Genomic DNA, 25,017 nt, shown 5'->3' on the forward strand with positions numbered 1-25,017 from the left:
CTTCGGGCTTTTTATTTGTCTATTGTATTTATAAAACAGATAAGAAAACGTCCTTTCAAGACTCATCATGTTTAAAAAGAGCGCATAAAATACAGTGTTTTCAACATAAAAAGCTTTATTTCAATTATAAAAATCCAGTGATCATTTAAAAAAGCCATTGAACGTGCAAATACAAATTAAAAATTTAACTGAAATTTCAAAAAGCCAATGGCAGCCGCTTTGGGAGCTGTATTTAGAATTTTATAAAAGTCAGGTGGCAGATGAGGTGAATGAGCGAACGTGGCACAGGTTACATGCTGCTGAGTGCGAACATATGTATGGCTTTGCAGCCGTAATTGAACATCAAGTGGTTGGGATCGTGCATGTCATTGAACATGAGAGCTGCTGGACATTGCAGCCTTATGCCTATTTGCAGGACTTATATACCATTGAGGATTATCGCGGGCAGGGCATTGGCAGAGCGCTGATCGCGAAAGTGAAAGAGTATTGTGATCAGCGGCAGTGTGACCGTGTGTATTGGCTTACGCATCAGGACAATGAAACTGCGCAAAAGCTGTATGATCAAATCGCGAGAAAAACCGGATTTATCCAATACAGCTGTCACTAATGCAGCCTAAAAGGCTATTCCAAATCAACAGCAGCTCTTGCGTGAAGAGCTGCTGGCTCTAATCTAAGCTGAAACTTTAAAGTTTTTAGTCGGGTCTGCATCTTGCTGAATGATCCATTCTCCACCTACGCGGAACGATGATGCTGAGGCATAGGTATCTTCCATAAATTGGAAAAAGCTGATCAAACCGTTTTGAACTTTGGCTTTAATTGAAAAAGGTGAGGTGAAAGTATTTTTTGCATAGACTGAGGTGTAGGTGAATTGACCAAATACAGCTACAGTTTCATCTTCAGCGATCATATCGGTGATTTGAAAATCGTCGATATTCCAGTAGGTGCCGACATTGGCAAAGGTATAAATATAAATGTCTCTGCCTGTTCCAGACCCCGCCCATGGCTCAATTTGTTTCAGTTCTGGATTGCTGAAGTTTAGGGAAACATACGCTGCGTCTTCAGCTACCAGTAGCTGAGTTGCATTTTCAACGAGTTCTTTTGAAGTATTCATAAGAAATGCCAAAACGACATCTTTGGGTGTTTTAGTGTTTAAGGCTTTTTCAATAGCCAGCGATTGTTCTGTCATTTTTGGGTACTCAGATTTTTATGATGTCTAAAAATCTTAAGTGGATTTGTTTAGAAAACCTACGACTCAGATAGGTTGATGTTTCCTAAATTTAGGATAAATAACTCATGGATCAATTAAATTATTAATTATTTGAAATATATGGGAAATTTAATAATTGAGAGTGGTTGTAGATGCTGCTACAGATTTTACAAAACTATCGTTCTAAACATGCAACAAAACGTTTTATCTTTAAAGCTGTAATACGGCTAAAAACCTATAGACTTAATAGTATTCGATAGTGAGATAAAAACATGAACTTTAAAGCATTAACAATCGGTTTGGCGGTAGCATCAGTTACAACAATTTCTATGGCAAAACCTGTTGCCTATCAAATTGATCCTACTCATACAGCAACAGTATTTACTTGGAATCATTTTGGTTTCTCAACGCCTTCTGCAAACTTTAGTGACATTCAAGGGACAATTAATGTCGATAATGCAAAACCTGCAAATTCGTCTGTGAATGTGACGATTCCATTATCGAGCTTAAATACCAATGTCAAAGCATTAGATGATCATTTAAAAACAGCTGATTTCTTTGATGCTGAAAAATATCCAAATATCACGTTTAAAAGTACAAAAGTTCAAGCGATCAGCAAAACTAAATACAAAATCACGGGTGATTTAACAGTTAAAAATGTGACTAAACCAGTGGTATTGGATGCTGTATTGAACAAGCAAGCCGTTCACCCAATGACTAAGGCGGAAACGATTGGTTTTAATGCAACGACTTCTTTTGATCGTTCAGCATTTGGTGTCGGTGCATATGTACCAAATGTAGGCGACAAAATTACGGTAAATATTACGACTGAAGCGGCTGTGTCTACAGCAAAGGCAGCAGCGAAATAAGATTTAGCTTCCTCAGCTAAGTTAGGAAAGCACCCATTTGGGTGCTTTTTTATGTCTCGTAGATGAGTATTTGATGAGTGGTCAATCGCGATTGAGCAGCAATAGGCAGCCAAAACTGATGAAAATTCCACCGGTAATGGCGTCAATTTTTTTACTAAATTTTTGATAGTAATGGGTCATTTTAGGTGCTGAGAATAAGACCGCAACCAATGCAAACCAAATCAAACTTTCAATAAAGACTAAAGCCAATAAAGAGCTTTGATCAAAAATGCTGACCTTTGCACTGATCCCAATGGAAAATACACTAGTGAAATAAACCAATGCTTTAGGATTGGCCATATTGGTCAAGAAACCTTGGAATAACAGCGTCCAAGGCGATTTTTTCTGTACAGCTTGCTCGGTTGGTTTTGTTATTGTGCCGAGGTCTTTACTCCACGCGGACTTTAATAACTGAGAGCCTAAATATAAAAGATATAGACCACCCAAAATCATGAGGCATTGTTGTAACCAAGCCATTTTTTGAAATAGAAAATGTAAGCCACTTATTGCACAAATTGACCAAACTAAAATACTGAGTGATATACCTAATGCGGCAAATAATGCATGTGATCTGGATTGTCGAATAGCACTTTGAGTGACAAAAAAGAAGTCTGGGCCTGGGCTGATGAGAGCAAAAAAGTGGATGAGCGCAATGCTGAGTAAGGGAGTCATTCTAATGGCTTATACGTTTAAAGTGTAACCGTTATAAGCCATTTAGCTTTAAATTAATAGCTGTTTTAAAGTTCAAGCTGTTGTAAAAATTGCTGCAAAATAAGGGGAGCAACACGTTCTAAATGAGGTGCATGTTGTTGGCTTTCCATGCGTAAATCTGGGATGTTAATTTGTGCTTTATGCAGTTCACATGTATGCCCAATTAGCCATTTTTCCATGGCCTGAGCTTCTGCTTCAATATGAAACTGTAGAGCTAGAATATTGGGCCCATAGCTAAACGCTTGATTTGGATAAATTGCTGAGCTGGCGAGTAACTGTGCATTTACAGGTAAATCAAAGGTATCACCATGCCAATGCAGTACAGGCACTTGATCTAATGGCGCTAAAATATTGTTAGTAATGGCATCAAGCTCTAAGGCACTCCAACCGATTTCTTTGCTATGACCTGCATAAACTTTCGCTCCCAATGCATGCGCAATTAGCTGAGCACCTAAGCAAATGCCTAAAGTCGGTAAATTACTCTCTAAACGTACTTTAAGTAAGTCTAGTTCTTCTTGTAGGAAAGGGTAGTCATTAGTTTCATAAACTCCGATCGGGCCGCCCAAAATGATGGTAAGCCCTGTATGTTGCATAGCTTTACTGAGGTCATCGACACCAGCTTCGAAGTATCTCACCCGATAACCCAGTTGATAAAATACATCTTCCAATGAACCCAAATCTTCAAATGCAAGGTGTTGAATGACGTAAATGGTTTCGTTTAATGCAGTACTCATAGGGATTTTTCAGGATTAAAATTTCAAAATAGAATGTAGCTTGAATTGTCGGAGATTAAAAAGGAAAACTGTAAATTTTTCACAATTGCGAAAAGAGATAAATATAGAAGTTGGCTGAAGCATATTTTTTTTTCTTTGAATGATTAGGTTCGATCGTTGAACTTAGCATTTAAAACCTTTGTATTGTGAATTAGGGGATTCCCGAAAGGCTTTATTGGTAAAATTTATGAGAAAAAGTGCATGAAATTTTGATAAAGCTTTGGTTTGCTATAAAAAAAAGATGAAAAACCAATGGAAAAGCGTTTAGAGATGCGTATGATGAAATCTTCGACAAACAACAGTTCATTTTTCTTTTAATATCATCACATAATTAGATAACTGATTTTAAAAGTAAAAAAATATAAGCCAGGGAACTTGTATGCAGTCAAAACATAATCGAGATGCCAGTCTCTTGCATGCGATACATAAAATTTTATTGAAGGAATGGGACCCGTTAGGGATTCGCCGTATTCCTGCTTTACGTGATGAATATGATGATTATTTGCCCAATATTTTTAAATTAATTCAAGAGGATTCAAGTGAATCAGAAATTTTTGAATATTTATGGTGGGTTGAGCAAAAGGTCTTAGAGAAAAAAGGGCAGAAGGAACATACCCTAAAAATTGCTAAAATGTTGAAGGCAATTGAGCGTTAGTTTGCGGTCGTGTACGCATAAAAAAACCGATTCGTTGTCCGTATCGGTTTTTTATTTTAAATCTCTTAAAAGTCTCTTAGAAACGGTTTAGAATTTCTTTTCTAAGGTAAACATAAAGCTTGGAATTGCTTCATTGATACGAGATTGGTATAGCGCGCCAGAACTTTGTTCTTTTAACACTTCTTTATAATCTGAGCTGAGAATATTACGTGCATTCACCGATGCAGACCAATTTTGATCAAAGCGTTTAGTAAAACTCACATCCATATTGACGCGTTCATTGCTGGTGCGATTGTACGGTTCGTTACTCAGCGCACGTGTATATTCAGGGGTATAATTGAGGTTCACACTTGTTGCAATACGCCACGGTTGATAGTTATAAGATAAACCAGCACTTGCGGTATAAGGTGCAACATCGCTTGCCAAACGATCAGAGTCGTCAGTTTCTTCAATTTTTGCACGTACAGTTGAAAGTTGAGCATTCAACATAAATGAATGGCCATTCTCCGTTTGCTTCAGTGCATAGCGTCCAGAAATTTCCACACCATAGGTGGTTGCACTGTCTTGGTTATAAGGACGTTCGACAAAACGGCAATCGGTATTTCCTGTTTCACAACGACCGCCTGTAGCATTTTCTGACAGGATCGATTTTTCGATATAGTCATTAATTTCTCGATAATAGGCAGTGATATTTACACCGCCAGCAGGGGTGTTATAGCCTAAGGTTGTTTCGTAAGCATTAATAGTTTCAGGTCTTAGGTCAGGATTACCACCACGATCAGGGTTGTTTAGTGTCCCAGCATCACTATCTGTAGAAACTGAAACCGTCGGCATCAATTGATTGCTACGTGGATTTTTAAAAGCCTGACTCAAATTGGTTTGAAGTGACCATTGGTCATTAAAGTCAAAACGGTGTGCTAATACAGGACTTAAATGCTGATCTTGATAATCCACTAAACCTGAACGATCAATCCACTCTTGGCGTACACCTAGAGTTAAGGTTTGGCGCGGCGTATATTTCCAACTTCCTTCAACATAAGCAGCATACAATTGTTCATCTAAGGTCTCTGCAATATTGCTTTCAAGTTCATTACTACGTAGATCGGTACCAAATTTTATTTGGCGTTTTGAGTCGAACTTTCGGACACCGTCGTAGCCCAAGCCATATTCATTAATTTGTTCATCAATATACGATTGAGAATTTCTATACTCTGTTAATTCGGTTTCATTTTGCTGCTCGATTGATAAGCGAATTTTGTCTGAATTTCCTTGGTCTTTACGCTCATATCGCGTGTTGAGTCGAATACTGTCATTTTTATCTTTTTGGATTTGAGTGCCACTTGTGCCTTCGCTTTCATTGTTGCGATAAAACATTTCAGCGACCAATTTTTGTTGATCATCAAGTTGATATTCAACACGTGGGGTGAGCATTTGCGACGTACGATTGGTGATGCGTTTTTGAGTTTTCGTTCCTGTTGCATCTTGTGTACGGGTGAGTGTATCTGAATCATTCCACATTTGGCTCCCAGATAAACTATAGATCCAAGGGTCTGATCGACCATCCATTTGAAAGTTTAAATTGGTGCGTTCTTCTTCACGTGTATTTGACTTTGTTAGACCATAACCAGCACGTACAGATCCACTCAAACGCGTGCCATTCAATGGTTCTTTTAAAATAATGTTGATGACTGCAGATGAAGCAACCGAGCCTTGAGCTACACTTGGTTGTTTGGTGATTTCAAGGCGTTCGATCATTTCCGGTGTAATGCTATCAACAACTGACATGCCACCACGAGGACCACCTTGTACAGGTTCACCATTGATTAAGAACACGGGTGCGCCACCACCACGAAAACGCATGCCGCCAGCACCTGCACCACCACGTGGACCACTGCCAGCACCGGGGAGTTGAAACCCTGCAGCACGACGCAGTGCATCATTGATGGACTGATCGCCAAATTTCAACATTTCATCACGGCTTATGATGGTTTTTGCGACAGCACTGATATCTGGGTCTTTGGGCTTAGTGCTTGCTGTTGGAACTTCAAATGTTAAAGCTTCCATTTGCTGAACTGCTGCAGATTCTTGGGGATTTTGAACAGTATCTGCGGCCCAAATTGATGTTGAGATCGTAAGTAATGCGTAACTTAAGCTGGTCAGTTTGAGTGTGGTGTGCGCGCCGTGCATTATTTGGTTGTCCAAATGTAATTTTGGCAAAGAATAACGGAAAATTATGGAGAAAAATTGAGGAAAATAACCAAGATGAGCATTTCATCAGATTATTTTTAACAGGTAGGCGAAAGGTCATTTTGCAATAAGGAAAGCCTTATTCGTTGGGGGAAAATTAAGGCCTATTAACGTCGCTACAATATAATAAATAACAGATGTTACGCAGTAATATCAGAAGCGTACTTTGCTTCAAATAATAAAGATACGCGGTAATGTCATCCGCAATTGTTTGAGATAGGACGACTTCTAATCAAAATGTTTTTTAATACTTTGAATAATTTGACGGTAGTGAACGAGTTTTGTCTGTGAGGTGCATTGCGCCGCAAGATGGTTTCCTTGCGAAGCTTCGCATCTCATTTTCCCGAGTGAGAAACAACGTTTCGTAAGAGTGCTTCCAGCCGAAAGCTAATCCCTGTATTTAATCCATAAATGTAAGACTTCGTCGAATAGATTTAAATATTATTTTAAAAATGCGAAATGGCTTTCATGTGCATAACATGAGTAAATAAATCTAAAAATAAGCCTTTGAAGAAAAATTTAGACATAAAAAAACCCTCATCTTTCGATGAGGGTTTTTCGTATTCTGGAGCGGGAAAGGAGACTCGAACTCCCGACCCCAACCTTGGCAAGGTTATGCTCTACCAACTGAGCTATTCCCGCAATGAGGTGAATTATAGAGAATTTCACACAACTGTCAACTCTCTATGCTTCTGTTTGCTTAATTAATCAGCACGGCGCCAAATAGTGCCTTGACGAGTATCTTCAAGAACAATCCCTTGATCTAACAAAGATTGACGAATGTCATCTGCTTTGGCAAATTCTTTGGCTTTTTTCGCATCTTTACGTTGTTGAATTAAATCTTCAATTTGCTCTTCAGAGAGACCTAGTGCTTCTTGACCAATATCTGATTTTAAAAATTCATCAACATTGTGCTGAACCAAACCTAAAATATTGGTCAAGTGACGCAATGTCGAATAATACACAGCCGCTTGTTCAGCATTTTCATCTTTTACGGCACGGTTCAATTCTTTGTTGACTTCAAACAATACCGCAATTGCTTCTGCGGTGTTGAAATCATCACGCATAGCGGTATTAAAGCGCTCAACTAAAGCATCATCCAAAGTTTCTACGGTTTTTTCACCATAGACTTGCTGATAAGCTTTAAATGAATGATAGAAACGGGAAAGGGTATTTTTCGCTTCTTTTAAAGCAGTGTCAGAGAAGTTTACTGGGCTACGGTAATGTGATGACACAATAAAGAAGCGAATCACTTCAGGGTGGAATTTATCCATCACATCACGAATAGTGAAGAAGTTACCTAAAGACTTCGACATTTTTTCGCCATCGACATTAATAAAGCCGACATGCATCCAGTAATTAACATATTGTTCGCCAGTAGATGCCTCAGATTGCGCAATTTCATTTTCATGATGCGGGAAAGTTAAGTCTGAACCGCCACCATGAATATCAAAATGGTTACCTAAGCAGCAGGTCGACATCGCTGAACATTCAATATGCCAGCCCGGACGGCCATTGCCCCAAGGCGAAGCCCAAGAAGGTTCATTTTCTTTGGCATGTTTCCAAAGCACGAAGTCAAAAGGATGTTTCTTTTCTACTTCTACATCAACGCGTTCAGAAGCACCAGCCTGCATATCGTCAAGTTTACGACCCGAAAGACGACCATATTTGGCAAACTTTTCAACTTCAAAATAAACATCGCCATTTGCAGATGGATATGCTGTACCTTTGTTAACCAAGCTACCAATCATATTCTGCATTTGATCGATATAGTCTGTTGCACGTGGTGCTTCATCAGGTGCTGCACAACCTAAATTGGCAGCATCTTCGTTCATGGCCTTTATAAAACGGTCGGTTAAAGCAGTAATGCTTTCGCCATTTTCATTGGCACGGGCAATGATCTTATCGTCAATATCGGTAATGTTTCGAACGTATTTAACGCTCCAGCCCTGACTGCGCAGGAAACGGATAATATAGTCAAATGCAACCATAACTCGAGCATGACCAATATGACAGTAGTCATACACAGTCATTCCACAGACATACATGTCGATATGTCCTTCTTTGCGAGGTACGAATTCTACTTTTTTACGTTGCTCTGAGTTATATAGAACAAAAGGTTGCATAGGTCTTCAAATTGTTTCTACCAAAAGATGGCTCATCTTAACCTAAGCATTTTTTTTCATAAAGTTAAAACCCAAAAAAGCAGATATTTTTTAATACTTGATGTAATTGTACTGCTGTAAAAAGAAGTTGAAGGCTCATTTGATTCGGGCTGAATTTCATTTGAGAGTTGAATTCAATTTATCTGTTCCTAAGATAAAAAAGAAGAAATGCATCTTTTCTGCATAATTCATGAATTCTTATACATTTGGAAACGTGCTATTTGCATAGTTATGATAAAATTGTGAAAATTTTTTTATTTTGAAAGTGAGAGCGCACCTCTCACGGCTTAAGGTATAACAACTTTGAATCCACCAAATATGCCGAATCAAGTCGATTTTCAGAAAGTCGCATTAGAAACTTTGCGTATTGAAGAGCATGCTTTACAAGTATTAGCGACGCAAATAGATGATCGTTTTAGCCAAGCCTGCGAAATCATTTTACAGTGTAAAGGGCGTTTAGTGATTACAGGTATGGGCAAATCGGGTCATATCGGTCGTAAAATGGCCGCTACATTTGCCTCGACTGGTACGCCATCTTTCTTCATGCATCCGGGTGAAGCTGGACATGGTGATTTGGGCATGTTGGTTAAAGGTGATGTGCTCATTGCAATTTCAAACTCAGGTAAGAGTGATGAAATTATGATGCTCATGCCATTGATCAAACATTTGGGCATTCCTCTCATTACCATGAGTGGCGACAATAAAGGCCCAATGCCACAAAATGCCGATGTCGCATTGACCTTGGGTAATATTCAAGAAGCATGCCCTTTGGGTCTAGCGCCGACCTCAAGTACCACTGCAACATTAGCCTTAGGTGATGCCCTTGCAGTTGCATTATTGGATGCACGTGGTTTTACCTCAGATGATTTTGCACGATCTCATCCTGCTGGAGCGTTGGGTAAGCGTTTGTTATTGCATGTAAAACATCTAATGCATACAGGTGAAGACTTACCCAAAGTGTCGCCAGAGACACCAATGAATAAAGTTCTCTACGAAATTTCAAATAAACGTTTGGGACTCACCACGATTGTCGATGAAAACGATACCTTATTGGGTATCTTTACCGACGGTGACTTACGTCGTTTGATTGATAAACAGCAAGGCTTTGATGTGAATATGAAAGTCTCAGAAGTGATGATTAAAAATCCTTTGACCATTTCACAAGAAGAACGCGCGGTACATGCTTTAGAACGTATGAACGAAAAGAAAATTACACAATTTGTAGTTGTTGATGATGTCAATAAAGTGATTGGGATTATCAGCATGCATGATTTGATTCAGGCTGGGGTAAATTAAGAAAATGGCATCGTATGTATTGCTAGAACAAGCGCGTCACATAGAAGCACTGGTACTGGATGTAGATGGAATTTTAAGTGATGGATTTGTAACGTTGACCAATAGCGGCGATGAAATCAAATCCTTTGATATTCGAGATGGCTTAGGCATGAAGTTGGTGCAAAAAGCGGGTATCAAAGTCATCATTATTACTGGCCGTAAAAGTAATATTGTTGAAAAACGCATGTCTGACTTAGGTGTAGATTTGGTCTTTCAAGGTCGTGAAGATAAAGGCGTTGCCTTGACTGAAGCCTGCGCACAGTTCGGTATTGATCCTTCAGATTGCCTATATATGGGCGATGACTGGCCCGATCTTTCAGCCTTCGCTATTGCGGGGATGAAAGTGACCGTACCAAATGGACATTTAGAAGTACGTCGCCGTGCAGATCTTGTTACGCAGGCGATGGGTGGACGTGGTGCTGTTCGTGAAATCTGCGATATGCTTTTAGTTTCTAAAGGTGTATACCAGGAACTACTTGAAAAATATGCAAGTGCACCTTATTAATAAATTGATGCAGTCACTGGATTGAATCTCCGCTTATGGATACTAAAGTTTTATACGTGACAGCTGTGGTCATTGCTACAGTAAGCGGTGGTTTTTACTATTTCGGTGGAAAGGGTAATAAGCTTCAGGCGGACTCTTCGAAAAGTATGACTTACTCAGCTGAAAACATTAATCTGACGCAGACTGATGAGCAGGGAAAATTGCATATTCGTGCGCAAGTCGATCGACTTGAGCAGGATTTGCAAAAGCAAACTTCTCATTTGGCGAATCTGAAAGCATCGACCTATCAAAATGGTGCTGTCGATGCCACGTTCTTTGCCAAACAAGCCAATGGTATGGATGATAACCAAAAAGTCGTACTGAGTGACAATGTGGTTGCAACAAAATTGATGCGTGAAGGGCAAATGGAGTTTCGTACTGAGGAACTAACTGCTTTTCCAAAAAAGCGTGAAATAGAAACGGACAAGACTGTAACGGTGATTTCACCACAAGCCGAATTTGTCAGCCAAGGTTTAAAAGCAAATTTAAACGACGGTCAATACGAATTTTTTAATATTCGAGGAAAGTATGAACCATAATTTTAATCGAAAAACAGCAAAAACTTTCCTAAAACGTACAGCGCTACTCGGTTCACTGGCGTTATGTTCAGTTGCAGCTTTTGCTTTGCCTTCAGATCGTAATCAACCGATTTCATTGGTTGCCGATCGTGCAACATTTAACGAAAAAACCGGGATTACGACGTATACCGGTAATGTCATCATTGAACAGGGTTCGATGAAGCTTCAGGCAAACTCAATCGTTGCGAACTTAAACAGCAAAAAAGAGATCAGTACGATTACAGCAACGGGTGGGCCAGCACATTTCCAACAAAAAACTGACCCTGCCAAAGGCTATGCAAAAGGCCAAGCTCAGAAAATCGTCTACAATGCTGAAACGGGTATTATCACCATGACAGGTGGTGCTTTGTTACAACAAGATGGTGCAAGTATTCGGGGTAATAGCCTGAAATACAGTATGAATAAAGGTGACATCGTTGCTGAGGGTACACCAAATAAATCTGGATCTTCTTCGGGTCGTGTACAGATCGTAATTCCACCGTCAAGCACTAAGTCCTTCCCAGGAGCACGTGATTAATGGAGCAAACCTCGCAAGTTCAAACTTTATGTATTAAACATTTAGCCAAAAACTACAGCAAGCGTTGGGTGGTAAAGGATGTGTCCTTTAGCATGCAAAGTGGTCAAATTGTGGGTTTACTTGGTCCAAATGGTGCAGGTAAAACCACAAGTTTCTATATGGTCGTTGGCCTAGTGCGTATGGATAAAGGTGAGATTCATTTAGATGATCTTGATTTGTCTGACTTGGCAATGCATGAGCGCGCACGTAAAGGTATTGGTTATCTACCCCAAGAAGCATCTATTTTTAGAAAATTAACCATTTCTGAAAATATCATGTCGATTTTAGAAACCCGTAAAGATCTAAATAAGCAACAACGTCAGCAACGTTTAACGGAATTGCTTGCCGACTTTAAAATCACACACATCAAAGATTCTCTTGGTATGAGTGTGTCGGGTGGTGAGCGTCGTCGTGCGGAAATCGCGCGTGCGTTAGCGGCAGACCCTAAATTTATGTTGCTCGATGAACCTTTTGCAGGGGTTGATCCTATTTCAGTGGGTGATATCAAAGACATTATCCGAACATTGAAAGATCGTGGTATTGGTGTATTAATTACAGATCATAATGTGCGTGAAACCCTTGCGATTTGTGAGCATGCTTATATCGTGAGCGAAGGTTCAGTGATTGCAGAAGGTACTCCAGAAGAAGTGCTTGCAGATGAAACGGTACGTAAAGTTTATCTTGGTGATGATTTTACCGTTTAATTGAATAATATAAGAAATTTCCCGTTGAATGGCGCTAGTTTCCTTCAGCGGGTTTATGTTATTGTCTGAAATGACAAAAACTGAGCGATTAATCTAAAAAATTAACAAGAATTCAGTATACTTTAAACTAAAAATACGACCTGCAAAAATCATGCGATTACGAAAGATGAATGGTCCAGAAGTTGGGCGTCCGCGTAAAAATAAGTGCAATTTCTTTTGTATATTATTATTACCCTTTTCCATTGGTTCAGTGTATGCAGCAGATACTAGCACTACACAATCGACCATTCAAAAGACATTAGATAAGATTTTTTTACCTAATAAGCCTAAACCTTCTGCTGAAAAAATTAACGTCACCGAACTGAGTAAATATAATCTTGATACCTCACGTGTCCAAGAAATGCCAGCCGTTGCTTATGGTCGAACGCAACAAGGCAGCTATAATCCAAACACAGTAGCGAAGAATCTAAGTTTTATTGATGCGATACATATCGCCGTCCAAAGACGTCCAGAAATCACACAAAGTATTGCTACAGTCGCATCGCAAAACGCCAATATTGACCTTGCGAATGCTGCATATTATCCCCAAATTTCAGGTGGATTAAGTACTGCAGATCTGACAAAAGGCGAGCGTGGACGTCAGTTGGTGTCTTTAAATGCGACGCAGATGCTATATGACTTTGGTAAAACCAAAAGTGCTGTCGGTATCGAAGAAGCAAAAATGTTACAAGAGCAGGCTAATGTACTTGTAAATTTAGATGAAGTTTCTTTTGATGTTGCAAATGCAATTATCAACATTAAACGATATCAAGAAGTGGCTAAAATTGCGCAGCAGCAAATTGCCGGTGTGAGTCGGATTGCTGAGATTGCTAATTTACGTGCAACCGCAGGGATCAGTAGTCAAGCAGACCCTATTCAAGCCAAGTCAAATTTAGAAGCTGCAGAATCAAATTTAATTGTGCAAGAAACTCAACTTCGACAGTACCAACAGCGACTTCGTACCTTGTTAGGTTTTGATGTAAGTCAGATCAATTGGGTGATACCCGATCGGATCTTAACTGCAGCGGCATTGTATGATGATCCTGACTTCAAGATGATTCCGAGCATGATGCAAGCTCAGGCTGGGGTTGAAATTGCCAAATTGCAAAAGCAACAGTCAAAATTAAGTGCTTATCCAACACTCAATGTCAAAGGCAGTCTGAGTCAGGCGGTGAATGGCCGTAATCCAAATAATGACAAAGATGATGGTTTATATAGTTCAATCATGTTGGAAGCGACCAGTAATTTTTACCAAGGTGGAGCAATCGCAGCGCAAACACGTGCCGCAAGCTATGCTGAAGAAGCAGCTAAAGCACAAGTAAATACAGTGTATTTGGATGTGATTGATCAAGTCCGAATGATTCGTGAACAAATCGAAAATAAAAAGCGTCAAATGTCGATATTGGTGCAGCGTCGTGAAACAACGGTAAGAACCAAAGAGCTGTATCAAGAACAATATAAATTAGGAACTCGAACGGTTGTCGATCTACTGAATGCAGAGCAAGCCATACATAGTGCCGCACAAGAAATTGTGACATCACAATATGATATCTACTCAGCACTTGCGCAGTACATCCAAGTGACAGGACGTTCACGAAATATTTATGAACTTAATAATATATCTATTCAGGGGTTTGAAGTTCAGCCATGAGTAATACAATAAATTATCAACCGTGGCTACAAGCGGTTATGAATATTGCAAAGCATTATCGAATTGAACCCTCTGAAGAACGTATACGGTTGCAGTTGGATTGGGATCAACACAAAAATGCCGATGAACTGGTCGCAGTTATGGCACGCCAAATTGGATTAAGTGTTCGTAAAAACAAATACGACATAAATCTGCTCAATCCATGGCGCTTACCTGTATTGGTTGAGTTTATCGGTGGTGAAGTGGGTGTGGTAGAACGCATCGACGTAGACGGTAATGCCAGTGTTCAACTAAGCGGTGATGAAGGCCTATCTCAAGTCTTCTCTATTGAACGATTGAGCCATGGCGTTCGCAATATATATATTCTACGTCCAGAGTCATCTGTACCCGATGCACGTGTCGATGAATACATCAAGCCGTTTGAAAAAAATTGGTTCTGGTCGATCGTTTTAAAAGACTGGAAACGTTATATAGACATTATGTTCGCTTCATTAATGGCGAATATTTTGGCTCTAGCCACTATTTTGTTCTCAATGAACGTGTACGACCGTGTCATTCCATCTCAATCTGTGCCGACCTTATGGGTACTCGCGGGTGGGGTGTTAATTGCAGCGATATTTGAGTTTGCATTACGTGTTTCACGAATTTATTTATCGGATATTATTGGTAAACGTGCCGATTTGAAAATTTCCGATCGTGTATTTGGTCACGCATTAAGAATTAAAAATAGCGAACGTTCAAAATCAACAGGTACTTTTATTTCACAGATTCGTGAATTAGAAGGTGTGCGCGAGATGGTCACCTCGACGACTGTTACCGCGATTGCCGATTTACCGTTTTTTTTCCTATTCTTGTTCATCTTCTGGTTAATTGGTGGCAATCTATTTTGGGTCATGCTGTTGGTTGTTCCTTTGATGATTATTCCAGGGATTTTGGCGCAAAAACCATTGGCTAAACTTGCACAAATGGGTATGCGCGAGTCTTCGATTCGTAATGCCTTATTGGTTGAATCTGTGCAAGGCATGGAAGATATCAAATTACTTCGTGCGGAATCACGCTTCCAAAACCAATGGAACCACATGAATGAAGTGTCTGCTGATGTCAGTATGCGTCAACGTAAAATCGTGGGCTTAATGTCGGCATGGACACAAAAAATTCAGGGTCTAACATTTGCAATCGTTGTACTCGTCGGCTGTTTTGCTGTGATGAAAGGTGAAATGACTACAGGTGCTTTGGTGGCTTGTTCGATTTTGTCCTCACGAATGTTAGCACCGATTTCTGCATTGGCAGGGGTATTAGGTCGTTTACAACAAGCCAAAGTGGCGAAAGCTGGTCTGGATGAGCTCATGAAGAAACCTGTCGATCAACCGGATTATTCTCACCTCATTCATCGACCATCGATCAACGGTCATTATGAACTCAATGGGGTCTCATTTAAGTATGGTGATGATGATCCACGTCCAAGTCTTTTAATTCCAAAACTGGAAATTAAGGCAGGAGAAAAGATCGCAATTTTGGGCCGTAACGGTGCTGGTAAGTCGACGCTACTCCAATTGTTATCGGGTATGCAAACGCCAGTACAAGGCAAAGTTAAATTAGATGGGATTGAACTGTCTTTAATCGACCCCGCAGATGTGCGTCGTGATATGGGGCTATTGAACCAAAATGCACAGTTATTCTACGGTACGATTCGTGAAAACTTGACCTTGGGTGCTCCGTTGGCTACGGATGAACAATTGATTGAAGTACTGAAAATTACGGGTGCAATTCACTTTGTTCAAGAGAAAAAAGAAGGGTTAGACCATATCATTTTAGAAGGTGGTGTAGGCTTCTCTGGCGGTCAACGCCAAGCCTTGCTGCTTGCACGCTTATTGATTCGTCAACCCAATATTCTATTGCTTGATGAACCTACAGCAGCGATTGATGACGTATCTGAGAAACAATTGATCGATCATTTAAAAGATTATTTACAAAACCGAACTATGGTGGTAGCAACACATCGCCGTGCGGTACTTGAGTTGGTTGACCGCATTATTGTGGTGAACGAAGGTAAAATTGTCATGGATGGGCCTCGTGATCAAATTCTGAATCAGAATGCTCAGAAAAAAGTAGCTGGGGCTTAAATCATGAGTGAAAATAAACAAGAAATACAACGCTCGACCAAAGTCAGCTTTAAAGAGCCACCATTACCGAAATCGAGTTTAATCATTTGGATTATTACGATTGGTCTGGCAATCCTTTTAGTTTGGGCTTGGTTGTTTAAATTAGAAGAAGTCTCTACAGGGACAGGTAAAGTGATTCCATCTTCGAAAGAACAAATTGTTCAGTCGCTTGAGGGAGGTATTTTAACCAAGTTGAATGTGAAGGAAGGTCAAATTGTTGAACAAGGTCAAGTCCTTGCGCAACTCGATCCAACGCGCTTCGCATCAAATGTTGGTGAAACCGAGTCTTTACTTGTGGCATCTCGTGCGACAGCAGCACGTTTACGTGCAGAAGTGAATGGTACACCATTAACCTTTCCTGAAGATGTTCAAAAGATTCCAGCTTTAGTGAAGGAAGAAACAGCTTTATATCATTCACGTCGTGCAAACTTGGAAGAATCTGTTGCCGGCTTAAAACAGGCATTGGTGTTAGTTCAACAAGAATTGGCCATGACTGAGCCGCTCGTTGCTAAAGGGGCAGCAAGTGAAGTTGAAGTACTTCGTTTAAAGCGTTCAGCGAATGACTTACAAAATCAGTTAAATGATGTCCGTAACCAATATTTGGTAAAATCACGGGAAGAATTGTCGAAAGCCAATACTGATATTGAATCACAGCAACAAGTGGTGAAAGGCAAATCAGATACACTCAGCCGTACCGTTTTTAAATCTCCAGTTCGTGGTGTGGTCAAAGAGATTGATGTGATGACATTGGGCGGTGTGATTCCGCAAAATGGTAAATTGATGACCATTGTACCTTTGGATGAACAGCTTTTGGTAGAAGCACGTATTTCACCGCGAGATATTGCTTTTATTCGTCCGGGTCAAGAAGCCTTAGTGAAAATTACGGCATATGACTATTCGATCTATGGTGGTCTAAAAGGTAAAGTGACCGTCATTTCACCAGATACTTTACGTGATGAAGTGAAACAAGATCAGTTCTATTATCGTGTTTATATCCGTACAGATAGTGATAAATTAAGCAATAAAGAAGGTAAAAGTTTTAGTATCACTCCGGGTATGGTGGCGACAGTTGATATCCGTACCGGCTCGAAAACTGTACTTGAGTACTTAATCAAGCCATTCAATAAAGCAAAAGAAGCACTTCGCGAACGTTAATAGCGCAGTGCCAATCAAGCCTCCAGTATTGGGGGCTTTTTTGTGGATGTAAGTCTTTCAAAAAACGCTATAATATCCTTTGATACAGGATCTAAAGACGTTATGCCATTTACACTCGCCGCACAGTTTGAATATGAAGAAGACATTAAAAAAAGTCGTTTTCAAGCCATCGCAGTTCCTGTGGAAAATGAACAAGCCGTTAAAGAATTTCTCGAAGCCCATAAAGATATCTCAACAACACATCAGTGTTGGGCATGGAAAATTGGACATACCGTACGTTTTAATGATGATGGTGAGCCTTCAGGCACAGCAGGTCGGCCCATTCTAGCAACCATAGAAGGGAATGACCTAACCAACGTGTTGGTCTTGGTTAATCGTTGGTATGGCGGAATTAAGCTCGGGACAGGAGGATTGGTACGTGCCTATGGTGGCTGTGCAGGTCAATGCCTTTTACAAGCTGAAAAAATTGAACTAATTGAGAAGAAAAAAGTGCAATTTAGTTGTCAGTTTAATGAATGGGCAATTTTCCAATATGAACTCAATCAGCAGCAAATTGAATTTCAGGAAGACTATACAGCTCAGGGCGTAAATGTACTTGCATCATTGCAAATTCATCAAATCCAACCGCTACAGTTAAAGATTCAAGATGTAACTCGCGGACGTGAACAACTGTATATCGTAGAGGCTGCTGAAGATGAATGAACAAGATCCATTATTGAAATATCGAGAGCAACATAAGCATCGTCTGAATTATATGCCTTGGTTGTATTGGTCACTCAAACCGAAAAATCGTGGTTGGGCCGAAGCTTGGCAACAGGAATATCAAGACTATCTCAAATCGATGGAAACTGTTGAAATTGGTGAAAACTGTTTTATATCGCCATTGGCTCATATTTTTGCCGAACCGGGACGTAAGATTGTCATTGGAGATAACAGCTTTATTGCGGCGGATTGCACCCTGCATGGCCCAATAGAAATTGGCAATGAAGTGGCGATCAATCATCACTGTATTTTAGATGGTGGGCGCGTGGGCATCAAAATTCACAATCAAGTCCGTATGGCGGCGTATTGCCATTTATATGCTTTTGATCATGGAATGGATGTCAATCAACCGATCTATCAGCAAGCTGTACGATCACAAGGGATTGAGATAGAACGTGATGTTTGGCTAGGTGCGCATGTTGGAATCAAGGATGGCATTCACATTGCTGAGCAGGCTGTAGTCGGTATGAACAGTATGGTGACGAAAAATGTCGAAGCGCGTGCAATCATTGCTGGAAATCCTGCAAAATTCATTCGATATCGTGAATAAATAATCGCCAAATACGTCATAAATATTTTTTATGCTTACACAATTGCATGCACAGTGAAACAGAGTTGTGATAAGTTAAAAATAACAAACAACATTTTATAGCCAAGCAATAATAAAACGAGGGCTAATCATGAAACGAGTTATCGCCTGTATCGACTCTTCTCCATGCATTAATGCACTAGCTGATGCTGCTGCTTGGGTTGCTAAACAAACTCACCGCGAGTTGGTTTTACTACAAATACTTGATTACTATCCGGCAAGTTATCACTTAGGTGAAATCAGTGGCGTGATTGGATTTGAAAGTAATGCCATGCTCTTAAAAGAACTCGCGGAGTTAGAACAAAAACAAAGTGATTTAGCGTTAGATTATAGTAATAACTTGCTCAAACACATTTCTGAAATGATCCAAGATAAGCATGGGATTCAAACCACCCATATTCAGGAAAAGGGTGACTTCTTAGAGCAAAGTTTTAATATTTTGCAAGATGACGATATTGTTTTAATTGGTCGGGTAGGTGAACGTTCAGCAGAGCGCAATAAGCCGCTCGGTAGTAATGTTGAAAACTTTATTCGTGGTGCAAGTTGTACAGTTATGACCGTAGGACCAACGTTTAAACCACCGACTCGCTTTATTTTTGCCTATGAATATTCGCCTAAATGCGTTGAGTTAATGAAACGTGTGGCACAAAGTGATCTACTCAAACTCTTACAATGTCATTTGGTTTATGTTGGAGATCACCCACAAATCTTGGATGATCCAAAAAATTATTTAACCAATGCCGGTCTCGATGTGGTGACAGAATACCGTTATGGCGATGTTTCGGAAAATATTCTGGACTATCAACAAGAGCATGGTATTCAGTTAATCGTACTTGGCGCTTTTAGCCACAGTAAAATCCATCAGTTCTTCTTGGGCAGTATCACCACCAGTATTTTCAGAAATTCGAGTGTTCCATTGTTGGTTGTAAAATAAGTTGAGCAAACGAACAGAGTTGATTTAATAGACGGACAATTACGAGTAAATAAATAATAAGTTGTTGATTTAAAAATAATCAGAGTTATCCTCAAAAAATGTGGATAACTCTGTGTGTAGTATTTGTAAGTAATTGTTTTTGAAATAAAATATTATATTGATTGTTTTTTATACCTTTATTCGAGGTGTTTAAAAAACACCTCGATTGAGATTATTTAACGATTGCAATTGCAAAACCGTCATGACCTTTGCAACCAACAGTTTGAAGTGCTGTGCAAGATAAAATTTTCGGATGATTTTGCATGGCTTTGAACATATCACGGATACCTTCAATGCTTGGTTTGTGGTTTTCAGCGTTCAGAATCTCGCCTGCACGAATTACATTGTCTAAAACAATCACTGTACCTGAATGAGATAAATTTAAGCTTAATTCTAAATATTCAGGGTAGCTCTGTTTGTCTGCATCGACAAAAATAAAGTCAAAAGGTTCGGTATCTTCAGGAAGGGCACGTAAAATATCTGCCGCACGACCACATTTCAGTTCAATCGTTTGTGTAAGCTTTGCATTATCAATATTTTCTTGACCGAGGGCCGCGTGTGTATCACGACCTTCAATGGTCAGAATGTAACCATCATCAGGTAATGCGCGTGCTAACCACATAGTGCTGTAGGCTGCAAAAGTTCCAAGTTCTAAAACGCGTTTACACTTGTTCATTTGGATTAACATTTGAAGCAGCATGCCTTGATTAGCCGCTACAGCAAGATGATCAGGAAAGCCACGTTCATCCGTATGTTGAAGTGTTTGGGTCAATATTGGATCTTCAGGAATTAAATGTGAATCGATGTAAGCATCAATGTCTGTCCACATTTGTTGCATGTTGTCGCACCTCGTGATTGATGCAAGCATTTTAAACCTTTCCACTAACATCGCAATTTATTGTTCTGTATTTGAATATTTTATGTACAAAAAAGACCTCCGAAGAGGTCTTGATATGACGATGTAATGTTTTAGTAATTACACATTGAAGAGCGACTTGAGTGATCAGGTCCCCAAGTACGGTAGCCTTGAGTATCAATATGAATTTGTCCGCTGGCATATAAACCTAATCCCATATTGAGACTCTGCCCGTGTTGTGACCAAAATTGGCATAAACGGAACTTGGTATTTTCAATATAACTGTAGTCTTCGGGCTGCGGGTACGCAGGTCCAATACGGAAATCAATCGCCGAGTTATATAGGTGACGAGATGAACTTGCACCACCGGCACATTGGTTCAAAGGCAAATCACGATAAACCGAAGTCACTTCAAAGTCCGTTAAGATATTTGCAGCTACTAAATATTTAAAGACACGTAAGGTTGCAATTTGGTTTTGCCATAATTCACGGTTAGGCACCATATATTCTGAGCGACCACATTTTTGCCAATCACGTGCAGTACGCATCAGCTCAAATGATGGAATGATATTGCCTACACCATTTTTCTCTAAAAAGACTTCATAGTCTCGAACGCGACGTAAATTATCAACAGACGCGACCCATGAGTTGTATGCATAAGGCACCACTTTAGGCGGGGCTTGTCTGAGGGTCGTCACTTTTTCTTGAGGTATGTAAATACGTTTACCGTCGGGAGTTGTAATAGTGTGACCTTGTTTTTGTGGTGTAGTTGTACAACCAATGAAAACAAGAGGGAATATTGCAACGGACAATAATCCCTTGAGTAAATGCTTCATTATAGAAATCAATTATTTATAAACTCGTTCTATTTTAATCCAATTTGATTGAGAAAATTTGAATAATTTGCAATGAAATGTGTGCTTTAAGTATAAAAAAAGATCAGCATATGCTGATCTTTTCATGAAAGCGTAAAATTACTTTTCAAGATATTGTAATTTATCAGCTTTACCGTTCCACTCTTCACGGTCGGCAGGTTGATCACCAATTTGAGTGATGTTCGGCCATTTTTGAGAAAGTTCAGTATTAAGTTCGATAAATACTTCTTGACCTTCAGGTAACTCATCTTCAGAGAAAATCGCGTTAGCTGGACACTCAGGTTCACATAGCGCACAGTCGATACATTCATCTGGATTAATAACAAGGAAGTTTGGACCTTCATAGAAACAGTCAACAGGGCAAACTTCTACGCAGTCTTGATATTTACATTTAATACAGTTTTCAGTGACAACAAAGGTCATGGCGACAGCTACCTAAAAAATATGGTTCTAATAAACTAATGGTGTATTTTAGGCAAAAAATAGGGTAACTAACAATTCCTTTTATTGATAATTATTATATGCAGTGCTGTTAAAATCACTAAAAACTGAACAATTTATGTAAATTTCACAATGAATGAGAATCATACTCAAAAACTAATTAAATTACATCTGTTTATCGAACAATATTTTTATGTGCATTTTAAGCATGAAACATTTTAGAACATTAATTTTTTATCAATTTATTGCTGAATAGCCGCAGTGGTAGATAGCAAACATTCACTAATTTACGCGTTTGAATGGTGTCAATGCAAAGAACACCTTTATAGGTGCTCTTTGCGTTTCTTATCTATCGTTTCTGCTTAATTAGATCTTAAGTAAATCTTTCAAGGCGTAAAGTTGTTGTAGTGCTTCACGTGGACTTAAGTTATCGACATCTAAATCTGCTAAGGCATCAAGTACGGGCGATGTTTTTTCAACTTCAACCACGCGTTCGATGACTTCTGGCTCTGCTAGTGCAGAGAATAAATCGGTTTGTACTGCCGTATTGAGTTGCTGCTTTTGCTGAGTTTCTAAAATGCGAAGGCGATTTTGTGCTTCTTTGATCACTGCCGCAGGAATACCTGCAAGCTTTGCCACCTGTAGACCATGACTTTGACTCGCCGGGCCTTGTTGAACTTTATGCAGTAAGATCAGGTTGCCATTTAGCTCACGAGCAGTCACATGATAGTTATCTATATTGGCGTCTTTGCCTAACTCGGTGAGCTCAAAATAATGCGTTGCAAATAGGCATAAACATTTAATACGACGCGTGAGATCGAGTACACATGCCCACGCCAAAGATAAGCCGTCATAGGTACTCGTACCACGCCCAACTTCATCCATCAGTACCAGTGATTGATTGGTTGCATGATGAAGAATCTGAGAGGTTTCAGTCATTTCCACCATGAAGGTTGATTTGCCTGTAGACAAGTCGTCGGCAGATCCTATACGGGTAAATATCCGATCGATCGGCCCTAATACGGCAGATTGGGCAGGGACAAAGCTACCACAGTAGGCTAATAAGCTGATTAAGGCAGTTTGGCGCATAAAGGTCGATTTACCGCCCATATTTGGCCCTGTGATAATCGCCATGCGGTGATTAAAGTCCAAACTAGTATCATTTGGAGTAAATGCTGATTTGCTCAGAGATTCCACAACTGGGTGACGTCCGGCTTTGATTTTGATCCCAACTTCAGGGCTATATTCAGGACGTGACCAATTTCGTAATCGAGCTTGATGGGCAAAATTAGCCAGTAAATCAATTTGCGCTATAGCGGCGCTCATCATTTGTAAGTTGCCAATATCTGCACGTAACTCATCAAGTAATAGCTCAAAGAGCATTTTTTCGCGCGCTAATGCACGTGACTCACTCGAAAGCACCTTATCTTCAAAAGATTTCAACTCAGGGGTAATGTAGCGTTCCGCATTTTTTAGGGTTTGGCGGCGAATATAATGATCAGGTGCTTGCTCAGCCTGCGCTCGAGTGAGTTCAATATAGTAGCCACTGACACGGTTATAGCCAATTTTTAAGGTTGAAATTCCGGTTTGTTCACGCTCTTTGATTTCGAGATCAATGAGGAATTGTCCTGCATGGTCACGAATTTTACGCAGTTCATCAAGTTCAGTGTCGAAACCCTCGGCAATCACATTTCCATCACGTAAAAGCACTGGCGGGTTTTCTACGATGGCAGACATGAGACGCTCATGTAAGCCGTGAAAATCACCCATTTCATCATTTAACTGAGCGATCAGCTTAGATTGGTGTGACTGAATAATCGGTTCAAGTGCATGTCGAAGATAGGGAATTTGTGCACAAGTTTGACGTAACTGAACTAGGTCTCGTGGACGTGCACTGCCGAGAGCTACACGAGATAGCACACGTTCAATATCACCAATTTCTTTGAGAACTAAGCGGATCGGAGACTCATGATAGCCTTGCAGCATCGCTTGTGATGCATCTAAACGTGCATCCAATAAAGCGGTATCTCGTAAAGGCTGCATTAAGGTACGACTTAATAGACGGCCACCCATCGCAGTTTGGCAATCATTGATCAGTTGGAACAGGGAAGTGCCATGTTCAAATAAAGGATCAATCAGTTCTAAGTTACGACGAGTGACGGGATCGAGCGCCACGAAATCACTACTTTGTTCGAGTTGAATGCTGCGAATATGGGGTAAAGCAGTTTTTTGAGTCACTTTTGCATAGTGAATCAAAGCCGCTGCGGCAGCTTTCGCCAAAGGTAAATGGTCAATACCAAAACCTGAAAGTGTGGCAACTGCAAATTGGTCACACAGCGTTTTTTGTGCGTTATTTAAATTGAAGTCGACGTTTGGACGTTTAGTGACAGGGCAGTCTAATTGACGTTTAATTTGTTCGACAATATTCGGATCAATAAGATCTTCATCAATCAAAATTTCGCTCGGCATTAAACGTGAAAGTTCGATTGCTAATTGTTCCAGCTGATAGTCCATTTGCTGAACTTTGAAAATACCTGCACTGAGGTCTAGTAAAGCAATCCCGATCTGATTTTGTTGTAAGCAGATCGCGACTAAATTTGAACTTTGATGAGAGGCAATTAGTGCATCATCCGTTAATGTCCCCGGGGTAATGATACGAACAATGCCGCGCTCAACTGGACCTTTACCTGATACCTCACCAATTTGCTCGCAGATCACCACCGTTTCCCCTTTTTTTACAAGGCGTGCTAAATAGCCTTCAGCTGCATGGTACGGGACACCCGCCATAGGAATAGGCTCACCATTGGCTTTACCACGATGTGTTAGTGTAATTCCTAAAAGTTTTGCTGCCTTATGCGCATCTTCAAAAAAGAGCTCGTAAAAATCACCCATCCGATAAAACATCAGTGAATGCGGATTTTGCATTTTGACTGACATGTACTGTTGCATCATCGGGGTCAGGGTTGAAAGGTCAACTTTGGAATTATCAGCTTGCATGAAACGAAATACCTTAAAATAAAAATTTGTGCGCTGCTAAACGAAAAACACTGTTTTGATGAAAATTGGATTTAGAAAAAGTCCTTATATTTATATTGTCTCTTCGTTCAAAACCACAGGTGTACGTTAACAAA

23 protein-coding genes and 1 tRNA gene are annotated in these 25,017 nt (G+C 40.0%); 14 read left to right on the forward strand and 10 right to left on the reverse strand.

The genetic code is table 11. The features are described from left to right. Positions 1–163: 163 nt before the first annotated feature. Complete coding sequence (locus FTU34_RS03745) at positions 164–607, forward strand: GNAT family N-acetyltransferase (RefSeq protein ID WP_373686466.1); 444 nt, start codon at positions 164–166, stop codon at positions 605–607. Positions 608–670: 63 nt separating this feature from the next. On the opposite strand, the gene FTU34_RS17830 is transcribed toward FTU34_RS03745, so the two are convergent. Next, complete coding sequence (locus FTU34_RS17830) at positions 671–1,186, reverse strand: nuclear transport factor 2 family protein (RefSeq protein ID WP_249679944.1); 516 nt, start codon at positions 1,184–1,186, stop codon at positions 671–673. 293 nt (positions 1,187–1,479) lie between these two features. Between FTU34_RS17830 and FTU34_RS03755 the strand changes: the two genes are divergently transcribed. Continuing rightward, positions 1,480–2,076, forward strand: a complete 597-nt coding sequence (locus tag FTU34_RS03755; protein WP_078188771.1) for a YceI family protein — start codon at positions 1,480–1,482, stop codon at positions 2,074–2,076. 81 nt (positions 2,077–2,157) lie between these two features. On the opposite strand, the gene FTU34_RS03760 is transcribed toward FTU34_RS03755, so the two are convergent. Both FTU34_RS03760 and FTU34_RS03765 read right to left on the reverse strand, forming a co-directional pair. Continuing rightward, positions 2,158–2,787: a LysE family transporter gene (locus FTU34_RS03760; protein WP_180034763.1), complete on the reverse strand. Its 630-nt coding sequence runs from the start codon at positions 2,785–2,787 to the stop codon at positions 2,158–2,160. A 65-nt stretch (positions 2,788–2,852) separates the two neighbouring features. After that, positions 2,853–3,560 (reverse strand): glutamine amidotransferase, encoded by a 708-nt coding sequence (locus FTU34_RS03765; RefSeq protein WP_180034764.1) that lies wholly within the window; start codon positions 3,558–3,560, stop codon positions 2,853–2,855. Positions 3,561–3,978: 418 nt separating this feature from the next. Between FTU34_RS03765 and FTU34_RS03770 the strand changes: the two genes are divergently transcribed. Continuing rightward, positions 3,979–4,254, forward strand: a complete 276-nt coding sequence (locus FTU34_RS03770; RefSeq protein ID WP_078193570.1) for a hypothetical protein — start codon at positions 3,979–3,981, stop codon at positions 4,252–4,254. An 87-nt stretch (positions 4,255–4,341) separates the two neighbouring features. Here the strand turns inward: FTU34_RS03770 and FTU34_RS03775 are convergent, their stop codons facing one another. The 3 genes from FTU34_RS03775 to cysS form a co-directional block, all read right to left on the reverse strand. After that, positions 4,342–6,441, reverse strand: coding sequence for a TonB-dependent siderophore receptor (locus FTU34_RS03775; protein WP_180034765.1), 2,100 nt, complete (start codon positions 6,439–6,441; stop codon positions 4,342–4,344). A gap of 626 nt (positions 6,442–7,067) precedes the next feature. Beyond that, positions 7,068–7,143, reverse strand: a tRNA-Gly gene (locus FTU34_RS03780). Positions 7,144–7,205: 62 nt separating this feature from the next. Continuing rightward, positions 7,206–8,627 carry a cysteine--tRNA ligase gene (gene cysS / locus FTU34_RS03785; protein WP_180034766.1) on the reverse strand — a complete coding sequence of 474 codons (1,422 nt, stop codon included), beginning with the start codon at positions 8,625–8,627 and terminating at the stop codon, positions 7,206–7,208. A 357-nt stretch (positions 8,628–8,984) separates the two neighbouring features. Between cysS and FTU34_RS03790 the strand changes: the two genes are divergently transcribed. From FTU34_RS03790 to FTU34_RS03840, 11 genes are all read left to right on the forward strand, one after another. Beyond that, entirely contained in the window at positions 8,985–9,962 is a 978-nt protein-coding gene (locus FTU34_RS03790; protein ID WP_078193567.1) for an SIS domain-containing protein, read from the forward strand. Between the two features lie 4 nt (positions 9,963–9,966). Then, the gene (locus FTU34_RS03795) at positions 9,967–10,506 is read left to right on the forward strand and encodes an HAD family hydrolase (protein ID WP_078188762.1); all 540 of its coding nucleotides are present in this window, start codon (positions 9,967–9,969) and stop codon (positions 10,504–10,506) included. 35 nt (positions 10,507–10,541) lie between these two features. Then, positions 10,542–11,084 carry an LPS export ABC transporter periplasmic protein LptC gene (lptC, locus tag FTU34_RS03800; RefSeq protein ID WP_180034767.1) on the forward strand — a complete coding sequence of 181 codons (543 nt, stop codon included), beginning with the start codon at positions 10,542–10,544 and terminating at the stop codon, positions 11,082–11,084. Further along, positions 11,074–11,640 (forward strand): lipopolysaccharide transport periplasmic protein LptA, encoded by a 567-nt coding sequence (gene lptA, locus FTU34_RS03805; RefSeq protein ID WP_111883783.1) that lies wholly within the window; start codon positions 11,074–11,076, stop codon positions 11,638–11,640. The genes lptC and lptA overlap by 11 nt, the downstream gene beginning before the upstream one ends. Continuing rightward, positions 11,640–12,383: an LPS export ABC transporter ATP-binding protein gene (gene lptB / locus FTU34_RS03810; RefSeq protein WP_078188759.1), complete on the forward strand. Its 744-nt coding sequence runs from the start codon at positions 11,640–11,642 to the stop codon at positions 12,381–12,383. The genes lptA and lptB overlap by 1 nt, the downstream gene beginning before the upstream one ends. 166 nt (positions 12,384–12,549) lie before the next feature. Then, positions 12,550–14,073, forward strand: a complete 1,524-nt coding sequence (locus FTU34_RS03815) for a TolC family protein (protein ID WP_180034848.1) — start codon at positions 12,550–12,552, stop codon at positions 14,071–14,073. Continuing rightward, on the forward strand, positions 14,070–16,196 hold the full coding sequence (locus tag FTU34_RS03820) for a type I secretion system permease/ATPase (protein ID WP_180034768.1): 2,127 nt from the start codon (positions 14,070–14,072) through the stop codon (positions 16,194–16,196). Before FTU34_RS03815 ends, FTU34_RS03820 begins: the two co-directional genes overlap by 4 nt. 3 nt (positions 16,197–16,199) lie before the next feature. After that, the gene (locus FTU34_RS03825) at positions 16,200–17,390 is read left to right on the forward strand and encodes an HlyD family type I secretion periplasmic adaptor subunit (protein WP_078193562.1); all 1,191 of its coding nucleotides are present in this window, start codon (positions 16,200–16,202) and stop codon (positions 17,388–17,390) included. 102 nt (positions 17,391–17,492) lie between these two features. Continuing rightward, positions 17,493–18,092 (forward strand): YigZ family protein, encoded by a 600-nt coding sequence (locus tag FTU34_RS03830; protein WP_180034769.1) that lies wholly within the window; start codon positions 17,493–17,495, stop codon positions 18,090–18,092. Next, positions 18,085–18,702 carry a DapH/DapD/GlmU-related protein gene (locus FTU34_RS03835; RefSeq protein WP_180034770.1) on the forward strand — a complete coding sequence of 206 codons (618 nt, stop codon included), beginning with the start codon at positions 18,085–18,087 and terminating at the stop codon, positions 18,700–18,702. Before FTU34_RS03830 ends, FTU34_RS03835 begins: the two co-directional genes overlap by 8 nt. Positions 18,703–18,832: 130 nt before the next feature. Then, a complete protein-coding gene (locus tag FTU34_RS03840; protein WP_078193559.1) occupies positions 18,833–19,675 on the forward strand; it encodes a universal stress protein in 843 nt (280 codons plus the stop codon). Positions 19,676–19,886: 211 nt separating this feature from the next. On the opposite strand, the gene FTU34_RS03845 is transcribed toward FTU34_RS03840, so the two are convergent. The 4 genes from FTU34_RS03845 to mutS all read right to left on the reverse strand — a co-directional run bounded on the left by FTU34_RS03845 (position 19,887) and on the right by mutS (position 24,883). After that, on the reverse strand, positions 19,887–20,552 hold the full coding sequence (locus FTU34_RS03845) for an O-methyltransferase (RefSeq protein ID WP_180034771.1): 666 nt from the start codon (positions 20,550–20,552) through the stop codon (positions 19,887–19,889). Positions 20,553–20,683: 131 nt separating this feature from the next. Beyond that, positions 20,684–21,406, reverse strand: a complete 723-nt coding sequence (locus FTU34_RS03850; protein ID WP_111883778.1) for a D-Ala-D-Ala carboxypeptidase family metallohydrolase — start codon at positions 21,404–21,406, stop codon at positions 20,684–20,686. A gap of 138 nt (positions 21,407–21,544) precedes the next feature. Beyond that, the gene (fdxA, locus tag FTU34_RS03855; protein ID WP_004651686.1) at positions 21,545–21,868 is read right to left on the reverse strand and encodes a ferredoxin FdxA; all 324 of its coding nucleotides are present in this window, start codon (positions 21,866–21,868) and stop codon (positions 21,545–21,547) included. Positions 21,869–22,252: 384 nt separating this feature from the next. Continuing rightward, positions 22,253–24,883, reverse strand: a complete 2,631-nt coding sequence (gene mutS / locus FTU34_RS03860) for a DNA mismatch repair protein MutS (protein ID WP_180034772.1) — start codon at positions 24,881–24,883, stop codon at positions 22,253–22,255. Between the last annotated feature and the right edge of the window lie 134 nt (positions 24,884–25,017).

The sequence above is a fragment of the Acinetobacter sp. YH12094 genome (assembly GCF_013419295.1).
Taxonomy (GTDB): Bacteria; Pseudomonadota; Gammaproteobacteria; order Pseudomonadales; family Moraxellaceae; genus Acinetobacter; species Acinetobacter amyesii.

Bases quoted from the DNA above. Each gene is read 5' to 3' on its own strand.
- FTU34_RS03840 (WP_078193559.1), top strand. From the start codon at position 18,833: ATGAAACGAGTTATCGCCTGTATCGACTCTTCTCCATGCATTAATGCA.
- FTU34_RS03795 (WP_078188762.1), top strand. From the start codon at position 9,967: ATGGCATCGTATGTATTGCTAGAACAAGCGCGTCACATAGAAGCACTG.
- FTU34_RS17830 (WP_249679944.1), bottom strand. From the start codon at position 1,186: ATGACAGAACAATCGCTGGCTATTGAAAAAGCCTTAAACACTAAAACA.
- lptA (WP_111883783.1), top strand. From the start codon at position 11,074: ATGAACCATAATTTTAATCGAAAAACAGCAAAAACTTTCCTAAAACGT.
- FTU34_RS03765 (WP_180034764.1), bottom strand. From the start codon at position 3,560: ATGAGTACTGCATTAAACGAAACCATTTACGTCATTCAACACCTTGCA.
- FTU34_RS03835 (WP_180034770.1), top strand. From the start codon at position 18,085: ATGAATGAACAAGATCCATTATTGAAATATCGAGAGCAACATAAGCAT.
- FTU34_RS03770 (WP_078193570.1), top strand. From the start codon at position 3,979: ATGCAGTCAAAACATAATCGAGATGCCAGTCTCTTGCATGCGATACAT.
- FTU34_RS03775 (WP_180034765.1), bottom strand. From the start codon at position 6,441: ATGCACGGCGCGCACACCACACTCAAACTGACCAGCTTAAGTTACGCA.
- FTU34_RS03830 (WP_180034769.1), top strand. From the start codon at position 17,493: ATGCCATTTACACTCGCCGCACAGTTTGAATATGAAGAAGACATTAAA.
- fdxA (WP_004651686.1), bottom strand. From the start codon at position 21,868: ATGACCTTTGTTGTCACTGAAAACTGTATTAAATGTAAATATCAAGAC.
- lptB (WP_078188759.1), top strand. From the start codon at position 11,640: ATGGAGCAAACCTCGCAAGTTCAAACTTTATGTATTAAACATTTAGCC.
- cysS (WP_180034766.1), bottom strand. From the start codon at position 8,627: ATGCAACCTTTTGTTCTATATAACTCAGAGCAACGTAAAAAAGTAGAA.
- FTU34_RS03850 (WP_111883778.1), bottom strand. From the start codon at position 21,406: ATGAAGCATTTACTCAAGGGATTATTGTCCGTTGCAATATTCCCTCTT.
- FTU34_RS03815 (WP_180034848.1), top strand. From the start codon at position 12,550: ATGAATGGTCCAGAAGTTGGGCGTCCGCGTAAAAATAAGTGCAATTTC.
- FTU34_RS03760 (WP_180034763.1), bottom strand. From the start codon at position 2,787: ATGACTCCCTTACTCAGCATTGCGCTCATCCACTTTTTTGCTCTCATC.
- FTU34_RS03790 (WP_078193567.1), top strand. From the start codon at position 8,985: ATGCCGAATCAAGTCGATTTTCAGAAAGTCGCATTAGAAACTTTGCGT.
- FTU34_RS03820 (WP_180034768.1), top strand. From the start codon at position 14,070: ATGAGTAATACAATAAATTATCAACCGTGGCTACAAGCGGTTATGAAT.
- FTU34_RS03825 (WP_078193562.1), top strand. From the start codon at position 16,200: ATGAGTGAAAATAAACAAGAAATACAACGCTCGACCAAAGTCAGCTTT.
- lptC (WP_180034767.1), top strand. From the start codon at position 10,542: ATGGATACTAAAGTTTTATACGTGACAGCTGTGGTCATTGCTACAGTA.
- FTU34_RS03845 (WP_180034771.1), bottom strand. From the start codon at position 20,552: ATGCAACAAATGTGGACAGACATTGATGCTTACATCGATTCACATTTA.
- FTU34_RS03755 (WP_078188771.1), top strand. From the start codon at position 1,480: ATGAACTTTAAAGCATTAACAATCGGTTTGGCGGTAGCATCAGTTACA.
- mutS (WP_180034772.1), bottom strand. From the start codon at position 24,883: ATGCAAGCTGATAATTCCAAAGTTGACCTTTCAACCCTGACCCCGATG.